The 22,498-nt window shown below is 37.9% G+C and carries 19 protein-coding genes and 2 pseudogenes; 5 read left to right on the top strand and 16 right to left on the bottom strand.

The window, feature by feature from the left end; genetic code table 11:
• Window positions 1-87 precede the first annotated feature (87 nt).
• On the top strand, window positions 88-1,179 hold the full coding sequence (locus PY093_RS10410) for a carbohydrate kinase (protein ID WP_275645828.1): 1,092 nt from the start codon (window positions 88-90) through the stop codon (window positions 1,177-1,179).
• Window positions 1,180-1,393: 214 nt separating this feature from the next.
• Here PY093_RS10410 and PY093_RS10405 read toward each other — a convergent pair whose 3' ends face one another.
• The 9 genes and pseudogenes from PY093_RS10405 to PY093_RS10365 all read right to left on the bottom strand — a co-directional run bounded on the left by PY093_RS10405 (window position 1,394) and on the right by PY093_RS10365 (window position 6,500).
• Window positions 1,394-1,624, bottom strand: a complete 231-nt coding sequence (locus tag PY093_RS10405; RefSeq protein ID WP_275645827.1) for a HepT-like ribonuclease domain-containing protein — start codon at window positions 1,622-1,624, stop codon at window positions 1,394-1,396.
• Window positions 1,625-1,724: 100 nt separating this feature from the next.
• Window positions 1,725-2,021: a nucleotidyltransferase family protein gene (locus tag PY093_RS10400; protein ID WP_275645826.1), complete on the bottom strand. Its 297-nt coding sequence runs from the start codon at window positions 2,019-2,021 to the stop codon at window positions 1,725-1,727.
• Between the two features lie 314 nt (window positions 2,022-2,335).
• Window positions 2,336-2,557, bottom strand: coding sequence for a helix-turn-helix domain-containing protein (locus PY093_RS10395; protein ID WP_275645825.1), 222 nt, complete (start codon window positions 2,555-2,557; stop codon window positions 2,336-2,338).
• A gap of 10 nt (window positions 2,558-2,567) precedes the next feature.
• On the bottom strand, window positions 2,568-3,059 hold the full coding sequence (locus PY093_RS10390; protein WP_275645824.1) for a DUF2975 domain-containing protein: 492 nt from the start codon (window positions 3,057-3,059) through the stop codon (window positions 2,568-2,570).
• 169 nt (window positions 3,060-3,228) lie between these two features.
• A complete protein-coding gene (locus PY093_RS10385; RefSeq protein ID WP_275645823.1) occupies window positions 3,229-3,375 on the bottom strand; it encodes a hypothetical protein in 147 nt (48 codons plus the stop codon).
• 153 nt (window positions 3,376-3,528) lie between these two features.
• On the bottom strand, window positions 3,529-4,767 hold the full coding sequence (gene sstT / locus PY093_RS10380; RefSeq protein WP_275645822.1) for a serine/threonine transporter SstT: 1,239 nt from the start codon (window positions 4,765-4,767) through the stop codon (window positions 3,529-3,531).
• Between the two features lie 264 nt (window positions 4,768-5,031).
• Window positions 5,032-5,197, bottom strand: a pseudogene (locus PY093_RS10375) (tyrosine-type recombinase/integrase); the annotation flags it as partial.
• Between the two features lie 253 nt (window positions 5,198-5,450).
• Window positions 5,451-6,047 carry a class I SAM-dependent methyltransferase gene (locus PY093_RS10370; RefSeq protein ID WP_275645821.1) on the bottom strand — a complete coding sequence of 199 codons (597 nt, stop codon included), beginning with the start codon at window positions 6,045-6,047 and terminating at the stop codon, window positions 5,451-5,453.
• Between the two features lie 69 nt (window positions 6,048-6,116).
• A complete protein-coding gene (locus PY093_RS10365) occupies window positions 6,117-6,500 on the bottom strand; it encodes a VOC family protein (RefSeq protein WP_275645820.1) in 384 nt (127 codons plus the stop codon).
• Between the two features lie 299 nt (window positions 6,501-6,799).
• Between PY093_RS10365 and PY093_RS10360 the strand changes: the two genes are divergently transcribed.
• Window positions 6,800-7,471, top strand: coding sequence for a DUF1829 domain-containing protein (locus PY093_RS10360; RefSeq protein ID WP_275645861.1), 672 nt, complete (start codon window positions 6,800-6,802; stop codon window positions 7,469-7,471).
• 304 nt (window positions 7,472-7,775) lie between these two features.
• Here the strand turns inward: PY093_RS10360 and PY093_RS10355 are convergent, their stop codons facing one another.
• The gene (locus PY093_RS10355; RefSeq protein WP_275645819.1) at window positions 7,776-8,483 is read right to left on the bottom strand and encodes a DNA alkylation repair protein; all 708 of its coding nucleotides are present in this window, start codon (window positions 8,481-8,483) and stop codon (window positions 7,776-7,778) included.
• A gap of 490 nt (window positions 8,484-8,973) precedes the next feature.
• Window positions 8,974-9,540 carry a TetR/AcrR family transcriptional regulator gene (locus PY093_RS10350; protein ID WP_275645818.1) on the bottom strand — a complete coding sequence of 189 codons (567 nt, stop codon included), beginning with the start codon at window positions 9,538-9,540 and terminating at the stop codon, window positions 8,974-8,976.
• Window positions 9,541-9,708: 168 nt separating this feature from the next.
• Here PY093_RS10350 and PY093_RS10345 point away from each other — a divergent pair, with 168 nt between their 5' ends.
• From PY093_RS10345 to PY093_RS10335, 3 genes and pseudogenes are all read left to right on the top strand, one after another.
• Window positions 9,709-11,766, top strand: coding sequence for an efflux RND transporter permease subunit (locus PY093_RS10345; RefSeq protein ID WP_275645860.1), 2,058 nt, complete (start codon window positions 9,709-9,711; stop codon window positions 11,764-11,766).
• Between the two features lie 2 nt (window positions 11,767-11,768).
• A complete protein-coding gene (locus PY093_RS10340; protein WP_345774239.1) occupies window positions 11,769-13,574 on the top strand; it encodes a YhgE/Pip domain-containing protein in 1,806 nt (601 codons plus the stop codon).
• An 81-nt stretch (window positions 13,575-13,655) separates the two neighbouring features.
• A pseudogene (locus PY093_RS10335) lies at window positions 13,656-13,895 on the top strand (nuclear transport factor 2 family protein); the annotation flags it as partial.
• Window positions 13,896-14,047: 152 nt separating this feature from the next.
• Here PY093_RS10335 and PY093_RS10330 read toward each other — a convergent pair.
• From PY093_RS10330 to PY093_RS10310, 5 genes are all read right to left on the bottom strand, one after another.
• Window positions 14,048-15,697, bottom strand: coding sequence for a catalase (locus PY093_RS10330; RefSeq protein ID WP_275645816.1), 1,650 nt, complete (start codon window positions 15,695-15,697; stop codon window positions 14,048-14,050).
• A gap of 432 nt (window positions 15,698-16,129) precedes the next feature.
• Window positions 16,130-16,600, bottom strand: coding sequence for a GNAT family N-acetyltransferase (locus PY093_RS10325; protein ID WP_275645815.1), 471 nt, complete (start codon window positions 16,598-16,600; stop codon window positions 16,130-16,132).
• A gap of 147 nt (window positions 16,601-16,747) precedes the next feature.
• Window positions 16,748-17,200: a CBO0543 family protein gene (locus tag PY093_RS10320; RefSeq protein WP_275645814.1), complete on the bottom strand. Its 453-nt coding sequence runs from the start codon at window positions 17,198-17,200 to the stop codon at window positions 16,748-16,750.
• A 520-nt stretch (window positions 17,201-17,720) separates the two neighbouring features.
• Window positions 17,721-18,461, bottom strand: a complete 741-nt coding sequence (locus PY093_RS10315) for a hypothetical protein (protein ID WP_275645813.1) — start codon at window positions 18,459-18,461, stop codon at window positions 17,721-17,723.
• Window positions 18,454-22,245 carry a DEAD/DEAH box helicase gene (locus PY093_RS10310; RefSeq protein WP_481769293.1) on the bottom strand — a complete coding sequence of 1,264 codons (3,792 nt, stop codon included), beginning with the start codon at window positions 22,243-22,245 and terminating at the stop codon, window positions 18,454-18,456. The genes PY093_RS10315 and PY093_RS10310 overlap by 8 nt, the downstream gene beginning before the upstream one ends.
• Window positions 22,246-22,498 lie beyond the last annotated feature (253 nt).

Below are 22,498 nucleotides of genomic sequence, written 5' to 3'. Positions count from 1 at the left end.
ATCGACTTTCAAAATTGTATTATACAATTGGCGTTTACAAACATTTTTATATATAATAAACTATTGTTTAAGAAATGAGGTTGTTCCATGAGTAAAGAAACCCAAATATTACATCACATAAAAATGAATCCTTTCATTTCACAGCAAGAATTATCAAGTAAAGTGGGATTATCACGACCTGCGGTTGCTAATTATATTGCTAACTTGACAAAACGCGGTGTAATCAAAGGACGTGGCTATGTTCTCCGAGAAGAATCGTCGATCGTGTGTATTGGAGGGGCAAACACAGACCGGAAAGCACGAGCAAATCAGAAGGTACTTTTGTATTCATCAAATCCAGTCAAAATTACTGAAGCTTGTGGCGGTGTAGCACGCAACTTTGCTGAAAATATAAGTCGACTAGGGCTTAGTACTTCTCTTATGACTTGCGTCGGGGACGATAAAGAAGGTAGCTGGATACTGCAAGAAACAAAGACTCAGGGAGTTGATGTTAGTCAGGTATGGGTGTTGCCAACAGAACGGACAGGTACTTTTACCACCTTATTGGATATTAATGGTGAAAGTATAGTCTCCATGGCTGATATGAATATATACGAAAAAATAACAACTTCCATGTTTGAGGAAAAATGGTCCTATATCGTTTCCTCAAAAGCTGTTTTTTTGGATGCGAATATTCCTAAGGAATGTATCAGTTATTTAATTAAACGCTGCAGTGATGAAAGCATTCCTATTTACATTGACCCTGTTTCTCCAGCCAAAGCACGAAATCTTCCTTTTCGTCTTGACGGCGTAGAACTGCTGATTGCTAACCGAAACGAAGCAGAGGTACTTGCTGATATAAAAATCGACTCAATCAATGATTTTCCAACAGCCTGTGAAAAAATTAGACAGCGAGGCGTTCAAAAAGTTGTTATCACGTTTGGTGATCAGGGGATTTATTATTTCTCTTCTGAGGAATCTGGGCACTTGCCTTCTTTCAAAACGGATGTTATTGACGTTATAGGGGCTGGTGATGCTTTTGCTGCATGTGCCATCTATGGAATCATGAACGAAGATTCGCTATTTACTGCTTGCCAATTAGGACTTGCTGGTGCTGCTCTTACCCTTCAAACAGAAAAGTCGATCTCACCATTTTTAAAACCTGAAAAAATTCATGAAATAGTAAAGGAATTTTCGTGATGAAAAAAAGTAGGGCCTGCCCCACTAGCCTTGCACGACTTAGAAATAGCTACTAATTATATAAAGTGGGGCCTGACTCCCAGCGCTGTAACGCTTTAATAGACTGGGGGGCAGGCCCAATGTCATTTAAATAAATATGTGGAGATACGTTGCTTCTCTAAGTCTCGCACACACTTTTAGAATGCCTAAAAGTATAAATCCAAGCTAGCTTGGGTTAATTTTTATTAAGTTCTAAAAAGTATTGTTTTAGTTCAGGGATGTTTTTTGTTGCAACTACCCAAACTATTGCAAGATCTACACCAAAGTATTCATGAATTAATATGTTCCGTAGATCAATCAATTTTCTCCAAGGAATTTTAGGATTTCGTTCCCTTATTCCACTTGGTACTTTATTGGCAGCTTCTCCGATTACTTCTAAGTTTCTGATTACAGCATCAACAATCAAACTACTATCTCGAATCCTTCAAAAGACAAACCATTCGTATACTTCTCTATTTTTTGAATGGCCTCTACAATGTCTTCTAAATAAAGTGTATAATCTCTTTTCATTGAAAAATTACCTCTTCGAGAATTCGGTCACGCAGTTGTGGTTTTAAACCATTTATAGTTACTAAATCAACAGAAACACCAAGTTTTTCTTCGAGATAATACTTAATATCAAAAAACTCTAAACCTATGGGCTTTCCTGGCTCGATTAAAATATCTAAATCACTTTTCACATGATGTTCATTCCGTGCAAAAGAACCAAAAATTCCTATCTTTTCTATTCCGTATTGTTCTTGTAACACTTTCTTAGAAGCTTTTAATTGTTCTTCTATGAACTCTCTTTGCAATTTATCCACCACCCGTTGAAAGAATTCTTTAATCTTATTCTACAGAACATTACCTAAATCTGTATATCTCTTCTTAATAATAAATTATATCTTTGTTAATAAAAGTATTAATACACACACACCTACATAAGCACCCCGTTGTTTAAGTTCATTTCGCCTTGCGGTACGTCAAATGTAAGATTGTCGATATGGTGGTTCGGCCAATTCGTTTGGTCACATTACTCAAGCTGATGATAGGTTCTTTGCTCATACATTTTCCTCCTTTAAGGATGAAATTGGAAATATCGTCCTTTTGTTCACAATGTTAAATATTTCTTACTTCATTACCCTTGAGAGTCTTCGTCACTTCTATATTCTAAAATATCACCAGGCTGACATTCTAAAGCCTTGCAAATTGCCTCTAAAGTTGATAGACGAATCGCTTTTGCCTTTCCATTTTTCAAGATAGAAAGGTTAGCCATTGTTATTCCAACCCTCTCCGAAAGTTCTGTTACGCTCATTTTCCTTTTAGCCAGCATCACATCAATATTGATAATAATTGCCATTGTTTTCACCTCAGACTATTAAGTCGATCTCAGATTTTATATCGATGGCTTCTTGTAAAAGTCTTTGAAGAACAGCCGCAAAGACAGCAATCACCATGGGAGCACCAATCATGACCATTCCGATTAATATGAGACCTGGTGCGTCATCCCACTCCGCTATGATATAGACGAGCGGAAGAGCAACCACATACAAGCCACTGATTGTGATGGCACAGTTTTTGATTTTCTTTAGAGCTCTTACAGAAATTTGAGAGAAAGCTTGGTTCTTGTCAATATAGCTTAAAAGGTTAAAAGATTGATACAAAGCGAAGTAAAATGGGATCGCCGAAACATACATAACAATTAAAATACCAAATACCACATAAGCCAACTTTGAACCACTTACTGCTTCTTCAATTGCTTCATTTGCAATCTGAGGCAACAAAAAGATACACAAAGCAAGAACTGGAGTTCCAATAAGAAAAACAGCTATCTTTAAAAAGAGTGTTGATCTTTGTTTCATTATAAAAGCACCTCACTTATTTATATTCAATTTGATTTTAACATATAATTTATCGTTTTACAATAAAATAATATTGATTTTAGTTATAAAATTATTGTTTATAGAATTGTTCATTCTAAAATAAAATATGGGGGTCTCTAGAACCCTCATTTTCCACTAATAAACTATCCTAATCTACAAGACCGTTACCTATGTAATTAAAAGTATTTACGTCTGCATAAACAATCATATTGGTTGGAATGGATTCACTTTTTGTAGGAAAATCAATCAAATACACTTCTTTTCCTTCATATGATTTATCATCAACTTGACTCATCATATTTTCATTCAGAGTAATTTTTGATACCTTCCAATCTTTCCAAGTACCATCAAAAGTAGGGTTTTCCCATAAAGAAAAACACCTCCATTTGTTAGGTTGGTCTCTAACAATGGAGGTGCAATTAGGTCCTAAATATGAGATTTTTATGTTTTATGCTACTTTACGGATTTCTATTTTCTTCCCTTTTTTACGCCAGTTCTTATATTCAGCAGCAGCGGTGAAGAGTACATCTGTTGATGAGTTAAGGGCTGTTTCAAAAGAATCCTGTAAAACGCCAATGATAAAGCCAACTGCTACGACCTGCATTGCAATCTCATTCGGGATTCCAAATAAGCTTGCTGCTAGTGGTATTAGTAATAAAGATCCACCAGCAACGCCTGAAGCACCACAAGCACTAACTGCTGCTAGTACACTAAGGATGATGGCTGTAGGAAGGTCGACTTGAATGCCAAGTGTGTTTACGACTGCTAGTGTCAACACCGAAATTGTAATTGCCGCACCAGCCATATTAACAGTGGCTCCCAATGGAATGGATACCGAATAGCTATTCTTATCCAAGCCTAGATTTTCACATAGTTTCATATTAACAGGGATGTTGGAAGCTGAGCTACGTGTAAAGAATGCTGTGATTCCACTTTCCTTTATGCATTTGAAAACAAGCGGGTATGGGTTTTGCCTAATCATGGCGAACACGATTAGTGGATTAGCAACTAGTGCCATAAAGAGCATACATCCAAGTAGTAAGGCAAGTAAACTACCATAGCTTAGTAACGAATCCAGTCCATTTGTTGTAATAGATTCAAATACGAGACCCATAATTCCAAATGGAGCAAACTTAATCACCCATGTCACGATTTTAGATAAAGCATCTGAAATATTAGAAATCATCATTTTGGTTGTATCAGGGGCACCTCTTAACGCTAAACCAAGGATGATTGCCCAGACTAGAATACCGATATAGTTCGCATTCGTAATAGCATTAACTGGGTTATCAACCACATTCAGCAGTAACGTTCTCAGAACCTCTATTACACCTCCAGGAGCCGTGAAACCCTCCGCCCCCTCTTTAAGTGTTAAGCTTACAGGAAAAATATAACTTGCCAAAACAGCGATTAATGCAGCTAAAAAGGTTCCTACAAGGTATAGAAGGATAATAGATTTCATATTTGTTTTGTGGCCACTTTTGTGTTGAACGATTGCAGACATAACCAAAAAAAGTACCAACACAGGCGCTATGGCTTTCAACGCACCTACAAATAAAGAGCCTAAAATAACAACAGATTTTGCACCTTCCGGGATGGATACCGCCAGGGCAATACCTATAACTAAGCCTATAATAATTTGTTTGACAAGACCCAGATAATTCCACTTATTCAGTATGTTCTTCATTGATGCTCCCCCTACTAGTTTCAGTGAATTTTTTAATCCTGCTACACATTAGTTCTTCATTTCCCATTACACCTTGGTAGACGAATACTAGGTGTTTTTATTTCTTAGATGGTTAACAATACCAACGTATTCCATTTGAAAAAGACAACTGTACTTCTGATATAAATAGTATTATAGTCTATTTTTAATAGATTACAAGATGATTATCTACATTTAAAAAAGTTCTAATTTTGTAAATATTCACGTAAAAAGCAAACAGGTTCGGTTTCCTTTCAATCGTGCATGACATGTCCAGTAATGGTTGTACATTGCGTTTAGCTTATCATCGTGCCAGAGGGCTTGGGAGTATGCCCTTTGGAATGTTTTCTAAAGCTTTGATTTCCTTTACATCACCATTCAAATCAAAACTAAATACACCTTGATTCAGCAACGGTTTTCTTCTCAAATTGTGAGATTTTCACACCGCAAATTCTCGTTTTTAAAACCTTAATTCAAAAAATTAAAATAACACCAAGAAACAAACAACAACAGAAAGTTAAATCAACCAAAAGTGTTCAAAGAACCAGTCACATCAACAGGGATAAACTAGACTAATGACATTTCACAATGTCAAAGGACAAAACCCTTGATATGAATGGATCTTTTTTAAAGATTGTGTGAACTAAGAAACAAAAAACAAGAAATCACTTTATACAACTGGATATAAACATTGAGGCATCTTGATTCATAAAAATACGATGTCCATGATAGAATGTCTTGATTTCAATTGATTTAAATCCAACTTCGGATAATCTTCTTTTCAGTTCTTCATGCGAAAAACCGTTATGAACTTTTGGATGATTTATTTTATCGTTTTTGTCAAAATCAATAATAATTAGCTTGCCACCATTATTTAAAATGTTGAACAATGCTTGTACAATTTTTTTAGTATCCGGAATATGAAGAAGGACTAGTGACATTAAAACGATGTCTGCCTTAAGGTCAGGAGTTTCTTGAGTGAAATCTGAATAAAGTACTTTTGAGTTGGTAATTCCTTGTTGAGAAATTTTAGCTTTCGAAACATCCAACATTTGTTTTGATGAATCTACCAACAAAATAGAATTTACTAGATCTGATAATTCTAAACTAATTAGACCAGTACCACTCCCATAGTCAATTAAAGATTTTGATTTACTCTTTCGTAATTCTGGTCTTACTTCCTTAACTATAACTTTAGCTAATTCAATTCTTTCTTCTGTATCATATCTTTTTGCCATCTCTTCAAAAACGTTATTTTCCATATTCCACTCCCCTTTTTATAAAAATTTAAGCTACATAGTGGTCATTATAGAAAAAATCAAAACCTTAAGTTACTGCTGCATTATCTGAATAAGGTTTCCGCATGTATCGTCGAAAACAGCTATTGTGACTTCGCCCATTTTTGTCGGCTCCATAGTAAACGTCACGCCGTTTTTCAATAATCGTTCGTACTCTTTACGAATATCTGCAACGCCAAACATTGTTACTGGGATGCCTTCTGCAAATAGCTTCTTTTGATACTCTTTGGCAGCTGGATGGTTATTCGGTTCGAGCAAAAGCTCGGTACCTTCTGGATCGCTGGGAGAAACAAGCGTTATCCACCTAAATTCTCCTGTGGGAACGTCATGCTTTTTTACAAAGCCCAGGATTTCTGAATAAAACTTCAGTGCCGTGTCTTGATCTTGTACGAATATACTGGTAACAATGATTTTCATACTGTTTTTGCCTCCTTTGATATTTATGACGCATAGTACTATGCTAACAATCTGGCTGCAAGTAAACAACCCACACATTTGGCAAAAAGTCTGTTCTGATTTTATAAAATTACTCTATCCATCTTTTTTTGCAAATTTTTAAGTGGTTAGTTGTTGAAAGACGCCGGGTCTAGTCACTGAGTGCTTTGAATATAGCGTCTTTGTCCCACATACATCAAGTATAAGCAACCGTATAGTTGCATGTCAAAGGGATTAAGGTACAGGTACCTCGTCCCTGATGGATAACTAGTTTTTAAAGTATTAATGATAGACTTCAAATTTTCGCTATTCCACAAAAAAACGGTGAAATAAAATTAACTGATGATGGTTATATTATTTCAGATTTACAATTAAACGGTTTTGAACTTAATAGTTCCAATAGAAGAAAAAATATATTTAATATGATCATAAGCGGTTACGGGGTCTCATTGGATAATAAATACAATGAACTTTATATAACCACGGATTCAAAAGACTTTCCTAGAAAAAAACATATGCTCATTCAGGCAATGGTGACAGTTAACGATATGTTTATGACATCAAAATCAACTGTAAGTAATTTATTTGCTGAGGACGTTGGGAATTTTCTTGAGTTAAATAATATAAGGTATACAGAAAATACCTTCTTCACAGGAAAAAGTGGTTACAATCATAATTTCAACTTTGTCATTCATCACTTTAAAGAAATACCTGAAAGAGTAATCCACACAATGAATATCCCATCTAAGGGTACTTTATCAAATATCATTTTTGCTTGGGGCGACACAAAGGATACAAGAATAAAAAAATCACATAAATCTGATTTATATGTGTTTATTAATGACCAAGAGAAAGAAGTAGATGGTAATTTAATAAATGCTTTGACTAATGAAACAATTTATCCTATTTTATGGAGTAATAGAGATACTGTAGTGAAGGAATCAAGTGTTTAGATAAAATATAAAAAACTGACTCAAAAATGACAATTTTATATAAGCCCGTGTGAGACAGTCAGATACAATCGTCATATAATATTTATATTCTAGTTCTTTACGCTGTTTAAATTTAATTAATTTTAATTTAGTTTTCATTATTATAAATTAAAGAGCCAAACAATTACTTAAAAGCGATTTTGGCTCTTTATAAATTTTAAGCATATATTTAGTATTTTCAAGTCCTTATTTGTCTGCAACCTTCGATTGGTGTATCGAGTTCTCGTACCCATTCCCATTAGTGTATTTATATCTACAAACTATGCTAACACCGTACATTTTTACGTTTGAAACCAAGCACCCCTCTATCAATTTCCTTCTGAATATTTTGGGAAGCAAGTAGAATGCTGCTTTTTTTCTTGCCCCGCTTGATTTCAACTGGGCCAACAGCCTTAGCGGTTTCAACTGCCTTATCATGGAGCGGTAAATATGAAATCGCGACTGTGTAGATAAAATTATTCATAGCGGATTTCGTTCGTTCAGGAGAATCGTGAATCGTATTTTCCACCTGATTAAGCATACTAGCAATCTTACTTGGATCAAATTCACCGTCTTTACGATTCCCCAACAGCCAACAGTAACAGCTCCAGCCTGCCGACATTCTAAGTTCTTCACCGCTTGCAATCCATTTATCGGAAACATTTTGCGCAAATTTGGTTTCTGCCAAAGTTACGGCAACCACATAATCTGACAGCATATAAAAATACGCCGCATCCATCCAACGCTCAAAATCCGCCTCATTCATTGTCATTGGGTCCGCAATGATGCCAGCAAAATACATGGCATCGAAGTTCCCGGTCGCGTACAACTGCTCGGCCAACGTCTGATTTATCTTAATTTTCTTTGCGATTGGCTTCATTTTGCCTGTAGCCACGCCAAAAAGCGGCTCGTTTGCACCATTGCTTATGTACGTCTTTTTGATTCGTTCACTACCTAGCGCTTCTAGTTCCTGCATAACCATTTCGAAATCCATCGTTGCACTTCCTTCCTTTACGATCATTTCCACCGCATTGTAAGCATTATCAAGCAATGCTTTAACTTTAGTTAAAGATCAAAATAGCTTGCCCTACAAGAGAAGTTAGTTCAAAAACATTTTCCCTAAGTACTCTTGCTACAATTATTACAGTCATTCAAAAAGTATAATATCAATATCAGCTTCCTGATATTCCATTATATTTCTTGCCCAATATCCCAGCATTATTATCTAGGCTATCAACATTAAAATGGTTTGTTTCTATATATGAAAAAAAGTTAGAAACATCTTCATACTCACACCTTATCCTTGATATTAAATTCAATTATCGACTTAATTTTACCAATTCTATTAGAGTAAGTCTATTTAACTAAAATGAGTTATTAGTGGACCCTTGTCCTTGATCCCCAAGCGTTGTATCGCTTTAGTATACTGTGGGTCGGGCACTATAAGTATAGCTAGTAGGATGAGGAATTTGTGTCACATGGCACTAACGTATGTCTGATAATCCTTTGTTTGTGAAGTTGTTGATAATTTCGGCCATTTCCTTGGGAGTTTTATTCATCCCATTTTCTAACCAATTTTTAATGACATGAATACTTCCACTTACGACAAAAAGGCTTATGTACTCAAATGTTTCTTGGTCAAGCTTGCTGTCAGTTATCCAATTTTTGAATATGAATTGTTTCGTGATCATCATACCTCTTTTTTGAAAGTGGATATCGCTATTCTCGCTTAGGAGAGTTCGGCAAATGTCACTTTTTTCTGCTATATACTCTAAGATTTTGACTGTCATTTGCAATGCCTCTTCTTCTTTTGAAAAATTGTATTGACTAAGAGTCGCTACCATATCCTCAATAAACTCTTCTTCAACTGAATAAAGCAGGTCGTACTGATTAGAATAATGGGAATAAAATGTAGATCGATTGATGTCCGCACGTTCACAAATTTCTTTTATGGTAATACTAGAAATTTGCTTTTCCTTTAATAATTTCATGAGACTAGTCTTTAAAACCATCTGAGTATATTTTTTGCGTCTGTCCAATTTAGAACTCAAAATCAACGTCCTTTCCTTCCTTATTTTAAAAATTAAATTAGTAAACCAACAGAAAGTAGCTTTCTGTTGTGAACTAAACGTATGGAACGTAACTGTTTGTTGAATAACCAACACGGTGTCTATATAATAATAAAGTGAAAATGCGAAAGACTCAAGAGAGGATGAAAAATAATAAGTATTGCAGCCCGTATCCTAGCACATAAAAAATCCGTTGTAGTTGCTTTTGTTTTGTTTACGGTAATCTCAGCGGTGGCCCAATTTTTTGTGTCGGTCAATTACAATATGGTAGATTATTTGCCAGATGATGTTCAATCGACACTAGCGTTAGAAATCATGGAAAGTGAATTTACAGCTTCTGTTCCAGATACAAGAGTTATGGTAACAGATGTATCCTTGCAGGAAGCACTCACGTATAAAGAAAAATTGTCAGCCATTGACGGTATTTCCGATGTGCTTTGGTTAGATGATGTGGTTGATTTGCAGACCCCATTAGAAATGGCAGATGAAGATACGGTAGAAACCTACTACAAGGATCGCAATGCGCTGTTTTCAATCGGTGTTCGCTCTGGTGATGAGGTTGAAATAACCGATGCCATTTATGAATTGATTGGAGAAAATGGTGCAATTGCAGGTGAAGCAATCAACACAGCAACTTCACAGAAAATGGCCGGAACGGAGGCTTTTTATGCAGCCATATTGTTAGTTCCGATCATTATTTTTATTCTTGTCATCTCTACTAATTCGTGGGTAGAACCACTGTTTTTCCTAACGGCCATCGGCGTTTCTGTACTGATTAACTTAGGGACAAACATCTTTATCGGGGAGGTCTCCTTCGTAACCCAGTCGGTTGCTCCGATATTACAGCTGGCAGTATCACTCGATTATGCCGTTTTTCTGCTTCATAGTTTTGCTGATTATCGGAAAACGACAAATAATCCGGAGGAAGCCATGGTGCTTGCAATGAAAAAGTCTTTTCCAGCAATTACCGCAAGTGCAGCAACGACCTTTTTTGGATTTATTGCCCTTACATTTATGAATTTTGAAATTGGCTCTGATCTTGGAGTGAATTTAGTGAAAGGAATTGTCATAAGTTTTATCAGTGTGATGGTATTTTTACCAGCGTTAACCTTATGTTTTTATAAATGGATGGATAAAACACAGCATAAAAGCTTTGTTCCGAGCTTCACGGGCATCGGAAAGTTTATGCTAAAATTAAAAATTCCGAGCTTACTTATTGTTTTTGCTATTCTCATTCCGTCTTATTTGGCACAAAGTAATACAACATTTACATATGGTCTTGGAGAACAACCGGAAACGTCACGTGCTGGTAGTGACTTTTTAGCGGTAAAAGAGGCGTTTGGTGAAACCACGCCCATTGTTCTCTTAGTACCTAAAGGTACTGTAGTAAAAGAGACGGAGCTCGTCCAAGAGTTGCAAGAGCTGGATCATGTTACAAGTGTTATCGCTTATGTGAATATGGTGGGTTCGGTGATTCCACCTGAATTTTTAGATGAATCGGTTACGAATGAATTTTACTCAGAGAACTATAGCCGTATTGTTATTAATACGAACAAAGGAACAGAAGGAGATGTTCCCTTTTCAATTGTACAAACGGTACAGGAAACTGCTGGGAAATATTATGGTGATAAGGCACTTAGCTTAGGAGAAAGTGTTACATTGAATGATATTAAAAATATCGTAACAAAGGACAATATAGTCGTTAACGCTTTAACGCTTGTTACGATTGCAATTGTGCTACTTGTAACCTTTAAATCCGTTTCAATTCCGATTGTCTTACTCATAACGATTCAATCAGCCGTCTGGATTAATTTATCAATTCCATATTTTACAAATATCTCTTTAGTCTTTGTAGGATATTTAATCATCAGTACTGTACAGCTTGCAGCAACGGTAGATTATGCCATTTTACTTACAGAGGCTTATAATCACCATCGTAAAGAAATGACTGCTGTAAAAGCAATAGTGAAAACATTAGACGAAAAAACGTTCTCCATTTCAATATCTGCAGCGATTTTATCGAGTGTAGGGTTTATTTTATGGATAACGTCTTCTAATCCGATTGTATCTTCCATTGGTATACTGTTAGGCAGAGGGGCTTTACTTGCTTTTGTGATGGTCGTTCTTTTATTGCCGGCGATGCTTTTGGTATGCGATAAACTTATTAAAAAAACAACCTATAAAGCAAATTTTTATGAGGAGAAATGATGATGAGAAAAAAACAATTACTTCTAGTTGTGATGGCTTTTATAGTACTCCTCCCTTCATTTCTTGTGAGTGCTAATACGACAGAATATGTGAAAGCTGAAAAAATAGATGGGAAACTCACTTCAAAGGATGAAGTGGTGTACGCAACTTTAAAGGCTAACGGAGACCTAGGTGAAATCTACGTCGTGAATACGTTAGATGTGGCACAGGCCGGAGAGATTCTCGATTATGGAGAATATAGCAGCGTTAAAAATTTGACTGATTTATCGGAACTTAAGTCAGAGGGTCAGACAGTTCGGATCGACGCTCCAGAAGGAAAATTTTATTATCAAGGAGATATGAAAGACGATTCTGAATTACCTTGGGATATTACGATTTCATATTCATTGGATGGACGTGAAGTTGATCCATCGGAGCTTGCGGGAAAAACTGGTCATGTCGAAATCAACATCCATACGACAGCTAATAAAGATGTTGGTGTAGTATTTTATGAAAACTACTTATTACAAATTTCTCTTATGCTATCGAATAAGTATCGCAACCTTGAAGCTTTAGGTGGAATGGTTGCAAACGCAGGGAAAAATAAGCAAATTACGTTTACAGTTATGCCTGGGAACGAGGAAAAGTTTAGTGTAGAGGCAGATGTTGAGGATTTTGAATTTCAAGGAATGGAAATAGCAGCGGTACCGTCAACTCTTCCGATTGATACATCTGAAATGGGTAATATGACAGATGACCTGACGACATTATCAAATGCAATCAGAGATGTAAATAACGGTGTTGCTGACTTAAAAGACGGCGTTACTCAATTAAACAATGGAGTAGCCACACTACGAGATGGTTCTAGTCAATTTAGAGACGGAATAAACGAAATAGATGGTGCATCCTCTGAAATTGTTGCAGCATCAAATTCCATTGGAGATGCACTTAAGACAATTAGTACTTCCCTTACTACTAATTCCGATGACATGGACTTGACTAAACTGTCTGAATTGCCTGCTGGTCTTTCACAGTTAGCGAATGGCCTTACGGAAACGGCAAATGGGTTATCAACTCTACAGGAGAGCTACTCTCAAGCATATCTTGCATTAGATGACGCCATCGAAGGAATTCCTGCTGGGCAGCTTACCGAGGAAGAGATAGCTGGCTTGTATACGAGTGGTGCTGATTCTGATGTGCTTGATAGATTGGTTGCATTTTATTCAGCTGCACAAAAAGTGAAAGGAACATATTCCGTTGCAAAAAAAGCCTTTGATGCAGTTGAACCATCCTTGAACCAAGCTAGTGGAGCTTTGAAGGAGATGAGCGGAACACTGACTTCTATCGCAAATGATCTTTCGGCTTCTCTTGAAGAGATGGATGTTAGTGCGCTAGGAGAATTACAGAATGGCTTGGCAACATTGGCCACAAATTACGGAGAGTTTCATACTGGATTAGTTGACTATACAGAAGGAGTAAGCCAATTATCTGCTTCATATAACAAGCTGCATACAGGAATTACTGAACTGTCAAATGGAACAGGCGAATTAGCAAATGGAGTTGGCAAACTCCACAACGGAACGGATGAATTATATCAAGAAACCAAAGACTTACCAGATCAAATGCAAGAGGAAATCAATCAGATGATCCAGGAATATGATAAATCTGATTTTAAACCAGTTTCGTTTGTTTCCTCTAAAAATGAAAAAGTCTACTCCGTACAATTCGTTATAAAGACAGAAAGCATCCAAAAAGAAGAACAAGAAATGGAGCAAGAAGAACCCGTAAAAGAAAAAGGATTTTGGGATCTGCTGTTAGGGTTATTTTAAATGAGAACAGTGAACCCTCTTTGTAATATAGAGGGTTCTCTGAATTTTAGGATATTTATAAAAGTCTGTACTTAGGATGGTTCGTTGTTGATTGCAATGGAAGAAAATGCAGCCGAAAGCCCTAACAAAATACTTGAGGTTAAACTGGTTATTGAAGAAGGAGATACAGTTGCCGTTCACTCCCATGTGAAGCAGAGTCCAGAAGATCTTGGAGGGGCGGTTGTACATATCTTTCGTTTCCAAGACAGCAAAATAGTTGAATTGTGGGATGTTGGTCAACCAATACCAGAGGATTGCCTTAATGAGAAAGGCATGTTTTAACGTACTAAAGAGATTCCTTGATAAAAATGCAAAAACAATTGTAAATTTTTCCCCTATGTATATTTAGAATTCAATTAAGGAAAGGACATTATAAAAAGGCTGCCATTTTGTTTTCACTGACTTTCTAGGGCAGCCTTCCGCTTTCTTCATAATTAATATGGATTAGCTTCGTGGCTTTTCTCCACAGCATCATTTGTTGCTTCGTTCGCAGCTAGTGAACCTTGACCAAATTTCGATTGACCTGCTTCACGGCCTGGAACTTTGCTTTCTTTCTCCATTTTTTGTAGTTCCTGCATTTTCTTTTCGATTCCTTCTTTCACACGGCGACCATAATCATCATCGGCTTTAGTGAAATGCTCAAGCATGGCATCTTGAATACGTTTATCACATACCGAAAGTGCGTCGGATAGGTTTTTAATTAATTCATCGCGCTCCCAATCTTCAAAGCTACGGTATGTGTGGCCTGCTTGACCGTAGTTGTTCGGGCGATCAATTGGTGCGCTCATAGCTGCCGCATTATACACTGGTTGGTGTGGTGCACGCCCCTTTGCACTTGCTTCCTGTAAGCCACCGAGCATTGATGGTTCATAGTTTATATGTGGATTATCTCCAAACTCTTTCTGGTCACGAATATCCATTTGACCGCGCTCCTGATTTGTGCGAACAGGTGATTTTGGAGCGTTCACTGGTATTTTCAGATAGTTCGCACCTACACGGTATCGCTGTGTATCGGAGTATGAGAATGTACGACCTTGCAGCATTTTATCATCTGAGAAGTCCATTCCATCAACAAGAACCCCTGTACCAAAGGCAGCTTGCTCAATCTCAGCATGAAAATCAACCGGATTGCGATCAAGGACCATACGACCTACTGGCAGCCATGGAAACTTATCCTCCGGCCAAAGTTTCGTATCATCGAGCGGATCAAAATCAAGTTCTGGATGGTAATCATCCTCCATAATCTGTACAAAGAGCTCCCATTCTGGATAATCTCCACGTTCAATCGCTTCATATAAGTCCTGTGTCGCATGCCCGACGTTCTTTGCTTGAATAGCGTCTGCCTCTTCTTGTGTTAAATTACGAATTCCTTGTTTTGGCTCCAAGTGATACTTCACCAGTACAGCCTCGCCTTTGTCATTTACCCATTTATATGTATTTACACCGGAACCCTGCATATGGCGGTATGTAGCAGGAATCCCCCATGGAGAAAAGAGGAATGTAATCATATGAGTTGCCTCAGGGGTACATGAAACGAAGTCAAACATCCGCTCCGGATTTGGCACGTTTGAAGCTGGGTCTGCTTTAAACGCGTGAATCATATCAGGGAACTTCATCGCATCGCGGATAAAGAAAATCTTCAGGTTGTTCCCAACTAGATCCCAGTTGCCATCTTCCGTATACATTTTTACCGCAAAGCCGCGTGGGTCTCGTGCTGTTTCTGGTGAATCCTTTGCCCCAGCCACTGTAGAGAAACGCACCATTAATGGAGTTTGCTTCCCAGCACCGGAAAAAACTTTTGCGCGAGTATACTTTTCTACTGGTTCATCTCCAACTTTTCCGTATGTTTCAAAATATCCAAATGCTCCTGATCCTCGTGCGTGTACCACACGCTCTGGTACCTCTTCCCGATCAAAATGGGAAATCTTTTCAATGAAATGATAATTCTCAAGTGTCGCTGGACCACGACCGCCAATTGTACGAATGTTTTGGTTATCCGTCACAGGATGACCTTGGCGTGTGGTCAACGGCTCACGTTTAACTTCTTGTTCATTTGAAGTATTCATATCATTGTTCTCTGCCATAAATGCCCACCCCTTAAAATTAGTTACCATTATATCTTGGTTTCTTATTGTAAAATTTATACAATAGTCAAGGGGTATTTTTAGGAAGGATCATTCAAGAAGATTTTATAGTAACATTCCTGAAAAAATCACTCGAATTGTTGCCGTCTTAATCTTTGTACAAGTCTTGGAAATATTCTTTAATTTTAAAATTCCTTGCACTCTTTGGACTCTTCCAGATTTAAAAGGGGGAGAAAATACATTCAATAAAATAAGGAAATCAATAATTTGAACCAAACGTTGACTACATTAACTTAACCTATGAGAACTTGAAAGCACTACAACTTTCTTAAGGTACAAGACCCATTGAAAAGAAAACACGAAATTGTCGGAAAAAGGTTGTAGTGACCAAATTAAAAGTAGAAGTCCCAGTGTGATGGGATTTCTACGGGTTTATGACAGTCGTTTCAACATTTGATGATCTGTCATTTCATAGCCCATCTTTTCATAAAGTGCTATGGCTCGTTGATTATGTGCGAAAACATGCAAGCGTATTTGTTTGATACTTTCAGACTTTGCATACTCGTCAAGAGCTGCCATCGTTGCAGATCCAAGCCCCTTTCCACGTTCACTATCATAAAGCTCTATATCATAAATAAAGGCTTGCTTTTCCTCATTACTTGACTGGATATGCAACCAAAGAATCCCTATTGGTTTTTCATCGTGTAGAACAGAGAAAAGAACATGTTCTTTAGTTGCTAAACCGTCCGGCAGTAATTGCTCGAATTGTTCTCGTGCCTTTTGTTTTGCATCATCTTCTTTCCAATTGCCCGCTTTAACATGTTCATTTGCATACTCTTTCAGTGAGTAATTATAATATTGGTTAAATGTTTCTTCATTCATTGGTATCAATTTTATAAGCATTAAAAATCTCCTTCAATACATTTTCGCTAACTTTATTATTCTATTTGTATTCAGAAAACCCCTTCCCTTATTCCACATAACCGCTCTATTTCTGAATAAATGACAAATTTTAAAATTTCTGGCTGTAAATAAAGCCCTACTTCGATTCTAAGCTATAAGTCTATTATAAGTTCTATTGGATAGATGCAATAGCACAAACATACTTAGCCAACTCCAATACCAATCCCAGTTTAAGTACTGAATGTTATCAGTATATAACTCTAAGATTACTTCACCTATTGTTAATAATGAAACGATAACACTCGTATATGTAAGCACTTGCAGAAATGAACGTTCCTTTGGATAATATATATTGAATAAAGCGCTTATTACAGGAAAGATAAAATACTCAAATGTAAAACTAGAAGAAGTAGCGTACTCAAAGAATCGAATAGGATAACTTACGAGTTTCAATTCAGTTACAATAAACCCAAGTGGCCATGTAAATACTTGCATAACTAGTATACTTATAAATGCTTCTCGTCTTTTTGATTTAGGGACACAAAAAAGTAACATTATCCCTACGATCCAAGCTAATATTTCTATTATTGTTTCTAACATAGTAATCCCACCTTTATTTCTCACAAGTTTTCAAAGGTGTATAATATCTAGCTGATTAAAGAATAGTATGAATTTTACATAAACTCCTAATAAGAGTACAATATACTCATTCTTTTGTCTACATAATTCGACATTTAATATTATTCAATCAATAATATATTTTGTATTAAACAATGAAGAGGTAGTATTACTCCGTCCCCTTTCATGCTAAGAAAAGCGCAGGGCGCGCGGAGCTAGACACTAAAACTAGGTACAAGCTTTTATGCTTACTTATTTTATCAAAAAAAGAGACTTACGCTTCGTAAGCTTCTTCTACTATCTATACATTTACCTTACTAACTGGCTCAATCCTCTCATCAAGCTTCACCCAAAGCGAAGACATTGCTATTTCACGGTCGAGATAGATAAATACAAAGGAGATTAGACAGGGTTTGAGCTCCTGCATTTACCCTGGTTACAAGAAAACAATGGGATGGGATGGGATGGGAGATGAAACTTGTCCCCTCCTAATCCCATACTGTCATCCATTTTCTCGCCATTCCAGCCGTTCCTTCTCTTCTATTTGTTTTTCGAGCGTATCATCCCAGCGCCCGTGCCATGTATTCCAGACGCGCGCGTAGAAAATGTCCTGTTCTTTATTGTAGATTTGAAATTCTAGGCATGGAACTTGTTCAACCTTCTGTTGGTCGAAGCTAAATACAACCGCCACTACTGTTTGGAAGCCGTTTTCCTCCAACCCGTTTTCTCTCTCGGCGAGAACTTGCAAAATTCGGTCCGCATTGATAAGGTCCTGATTATTTGCATATCGAAAAAGCGGCAATTCTTCGTTGGTTTTAGGCAAAGATTCGGTCATCTCTGGCCAAAACTTATCATGAACTGGGCTGTATGAAAGCACTGTCGACTCTTCTTCCAATTCCTCTACAATGATTCCTGTCTTTAGCTGCTCATGCCCTTTCGATGTTAGCTTGTAGCTTACTTTTTCCAGTCGAATCAAGCCCATTCGCTGCATTTTTTTTAGTAAATCTGCAATGAAAAGCTCTTCTACCAGCAACAGTTCGGACAAATTGGCTGCTCGCCGGATTTCGACCTGCTCAAAAGTGAGCAGCATCATTTTCATGAGAATGTCCATTTTAGACCGCTTTACCCGCTGAAATGCCACATCATATGTCATCACCGGCAAATGCCACATAGCTGACTTCTTGATTTGGATAGCTGGATTTTCAAGTAAGATCAAGCGTAAATGATTTTTTAATTTATTCATACAAGCCCACCTCTTCAAGCGTTCGCAGTCCATGTTGTTTTTTCGCGGCATTTAATACGTACGTATACATATGTCTAGTATCCCTATGTTTCGTCCGCTCAGTAAACATCTTTATACTGCCGATCAACACAAGTAGCTCTTTTGCTCTCGACAAGGCGACATTTAGCCTGCGGTAATCTTTGGCAAAGCCGATGTCATCCTGAGTATTATCGTGATTACGCACCATACTTAGCAGAATCACATCCATTTCCATGCCTTGAAACTTGTCGACTGTCCCAGTGCGAATCGTTAAGTGGGGCAAGCGAAGCTCCTGATGAATCATGCGGTCGATCCTTTTCACTTGTTCACCGTAAAAACTAATTACGCCAATGCTTTTTTTCTCATCGACTTCCATTCTTCCAGCTTGCTTCGCCTGTGCCGCCGCTTCATCCAATTCCTTCAGCAATGCACCGATCCTCTTCAATTCAGCCGGGTTATACAGGCTTTTCCCGCCTTTCATTCTTTCTTCGAAAAACGCAGGCTCGTTGGGCATATCCAGCCATAGTAGATGATTGTTCCGCTGTATGAGCGGTGATACAAGCATGTGATCCCGTTCCAAATCAGAGTCGGTCAAGCCACATTGGAGTCGTTCGTTTTCTTGCTCATAAAACTGGGTAATGGTTGCCATAATGTTTTCATGCATCCGATATTGGATGGCAAGCATCGTTTTATTCGTTTTCGGCAGGTTTTTAAACAACCGTTCAAACAGGGACTCATTTAACAGCTGTTTCAATTCAGCTTTACCTTCAAAGTTTTCACTTTCTTCCGCCATTTCCTGTAGCGTTTCTTCTAGTGTATCGTTTCCTAAAAGAGGTGGCAGCTGGTGATGATCGCCAACTAAAATGATTTTTTTCCCTTTTAGCATCGGTAAAAGCAGCTCTGGCGGGGTTGCTTTTGATACTTCATCAATGATGACAACATCAAAAACAGGGAAATTTTCGATAAAATCTTTGCGTGCGGATGCCACACACGTTGTTCCAATTACATTTGAATGCTTTACATAAAGCTTTCTGATTTCATTTAGGTCATGATCATTTGCTTCTTCTAGCAAGGAAAGCCACATCCCCTGGATGGACTGGAATAACGGAAGTTTCTGCTTTTCCTGTTTTAATGACTCTCGTGTAAAAGAAATACTTGCTAATTTACGTAATACCCTTTCGTGTTCCACTTGCGGTTCTGTAGACATGATTTCATGTAAAGCTGCCAATTCTACTTCCTTTTCTTCGAGCATACTGTACAGTTGTTCGAGGCGGGATTCGATTTGTGTTCGGTTCTGTTTTGCTTCTTGTAGCTGAAGTGCTTCTTTTGCTCTTTTCTGACGATTCATTTCAACCTGAAGCGTAGCTTGCTCATATTGATCTTTCATATTCTGCAGTTCAAGCGCTTTTGCTTCTTTTTGAGTAAGCATTTCTTTTACGTTTGGAATGATTTCTGCGGATGCCATCATTTGCTTATGCTTGTTTTGTAGAAAAGTAAGCTTGGTGCTTTCCTCGTCCATTGAGCGCTGCAACTTTTGGTGCACCAAATTGTTTTTATGCTGCATGTTCTGAAACTGCCGGGTAAGTTCTTGCTTCAATAGCTGAATTGCTTCTTGCGCCATTTTTATATACACATTATACGGCTTTAACCGTTCCGCCTTTTTCCATACGAAGTGTCTCCTACCATATAATCCTTCAAGAAATGTTAGAAGTGTCTGCGGATAGATTATTGGTTTGCCTTTTAATTCACTTCTTAGTTTGTCTAAAAACTGATCAATTTCCACAGCGGTAGTAGAAACGGAAGTCACATTTTTCATTCGCTGCTGCAGCTGGCCTGCTGACATGTTCTGTCGCTCCAAAAGCTGTTCAACAAAGAAAATAGCCCGGTTTAATTTGTCGTTATATTCTTTCAATTTAATCAACTGGCTTTTTTCTCCGCGGAGTTCATCGAGCTCTTCGATTAACTGCTGAACTCGTAAAGATCGTTTCATATTTTGTTCCAGAATGATCCATTTTAAGTTGTCCATTTTTTTTGCAGCTGTTATTCTTATCGTTAAGGCATCTATTTGCTTCGTTACCTCAGCCGATTTTTTACATTCTGCATAAAATTGCTCCATGGTTTGCTTTTTTTCATTAATCTCGTTATCAAGCTCCTGAAAGGCAACGCTATTTTGCAGTCGCAGAATCTCTTGCTGGGTAGCATCCCACTCTTTTTGAATCACGTCACTGTCAGGCTCACCAGCTAGAAACGTTTCGTCTTTTTCAATGATGTCATTCAACTGACGTAGTGACTGCCAGGTTTCCTGGAAATGTCGCTGTACTAATTGCTGCTCCTGTTTTGCACCGTGCACGTTCTTTTTATACTTATCGATGGTAGACTGAAGTTCGTTAAACTGCTGTTCTGCTTTCTTTTTCGCTTTAAGATCAGCCTCCACTCGTGCAAGCACTTGCTGGAGTCGCTCTTGTTCCTGTTCATTTTCCACCCATTCCGCTTCTATTTCGATTTCTCGTTGTTTCCGAGCTTCAAATTGGGCAGAAACATCCTGTAACGTATGGTCTTTCCAATATTGCCCAACATTTTCTTCAATGAACTTTTTGCCTTCTTCTTCAATACTTTCCGTGCGTCCGACTCGAAGAATCCGGATGTCTTTATTAGCTAGCAATCGACCAAGGGCATTGTCGACCGCTAAATTTGACTGCGAAGCAACCAAAGTACGCAGCCCAGCCTTCGCATTTTGCAGGCAAATTTCTGAAATAACCGTAGTTTTTCCTGTTCCAGGTGGCCCTTGAATGACGTATAAGTCTTCAGCAGACATAGCGCCTATGACCGCTTCTTGCTGGAACTCGTTCAATCGATTGTGAAATTGCAGCGTTGCTCGCTTTTTCACTGCTTTGACTGGTGGCTTGTTTTCAAATAAAAGGCGTTCAAGCTCCCGATTTGCAGCCTGGCCATTTTCTAATTGCTTAAAGCCTTGCCGCAATCTTTTCACCTGGCTTAAAGTTGCAAAATTACTAAATACGACTTCTTTTGGATGTATGTCAAGCCGCTGCCTGCGGGCCTGTTCCTCCATAAATCTAGATAATTCCACTTCAACCGTGGAAGCAGAACGATTCGCTTTTAGAACCTTACCGATATCCTGGTCAATTCCCTTGAGCTTGACGCTCAAACCCTTGAGTGACTTCCATTCCTTTTCATTCAGCAGGCAACCCGTAATCGTTACTCGGCTGAAATCATCATTGTATATAAGCCTCATGTAGCGAGATGTCATATCAGGAATATCCGCAGACCGCTCCTGGATTTTCAAGTAGCCTTCCCAACTCGCAATACGCTTTTTCACATACATTGAACTTTCCTGCGCAACCGGCATGTTTTGAATCAAGGCCAGCAATTCAAGCGGGACAGGCTCACTACGCTGAGCGTTCAAATCAAACGTAATTTCTACAGGGCGGCGCCAATTAGACTGCAATGATGATTTCCCCGCTCTTGTCGTCACATTCGTCGCAATAAACCGATCCTGCTCTACTACACAATGCAGAACAACCACAAACCCATTGCACTTATCTGCCATTCGTACATTCGCCTTATTGTCAAATATCAATGCAACCGAAAGAATGCGATCTGCCTCCTGTGGATACTTTTCTATATAAACGTGAAACGATTTCTCCAATAACAAAAGTCGCTCATCCAACCCGAGCTCCCGAAACTTATCCTTTGCTTTATTGGTCAAAGTTATCGGACAACGATATGTCGCACTATGGTTCTTCATCATGTGTTCACCTGCTTTTATCAACACCAAAACGTTTTTGTATGGTTTTTATAAATCTATCATTCTATTTTATTTGATAATTATTGAGAATTAAATAGAAGAATTGTATTATACCATACTGTTTATGAGCTTGTGAAAAGGCACTAGAAGCGCGCATGTCCTGTGCCAATCATGGGAAGTGATGCCTCTTTTTTTCCTAACCCGACCATTCAGAATGTGTTCTTGTATTTATGGAAAAAAAGTTAGTAATCAC

It is taken from the genome of Cytobacillus sp. S13-E01 (genome assembly GCF_029193815.1).
In the GTDB taxonomy this organism is placed as follows: domain Bacteria; phylum Bacillota; class Bacilli; order Bacillales; family Bacillaceae_L; genus Bacillus_BV.
This window is presented reverse-complemented; position numbering and strand designations above follow the sequence as displayed.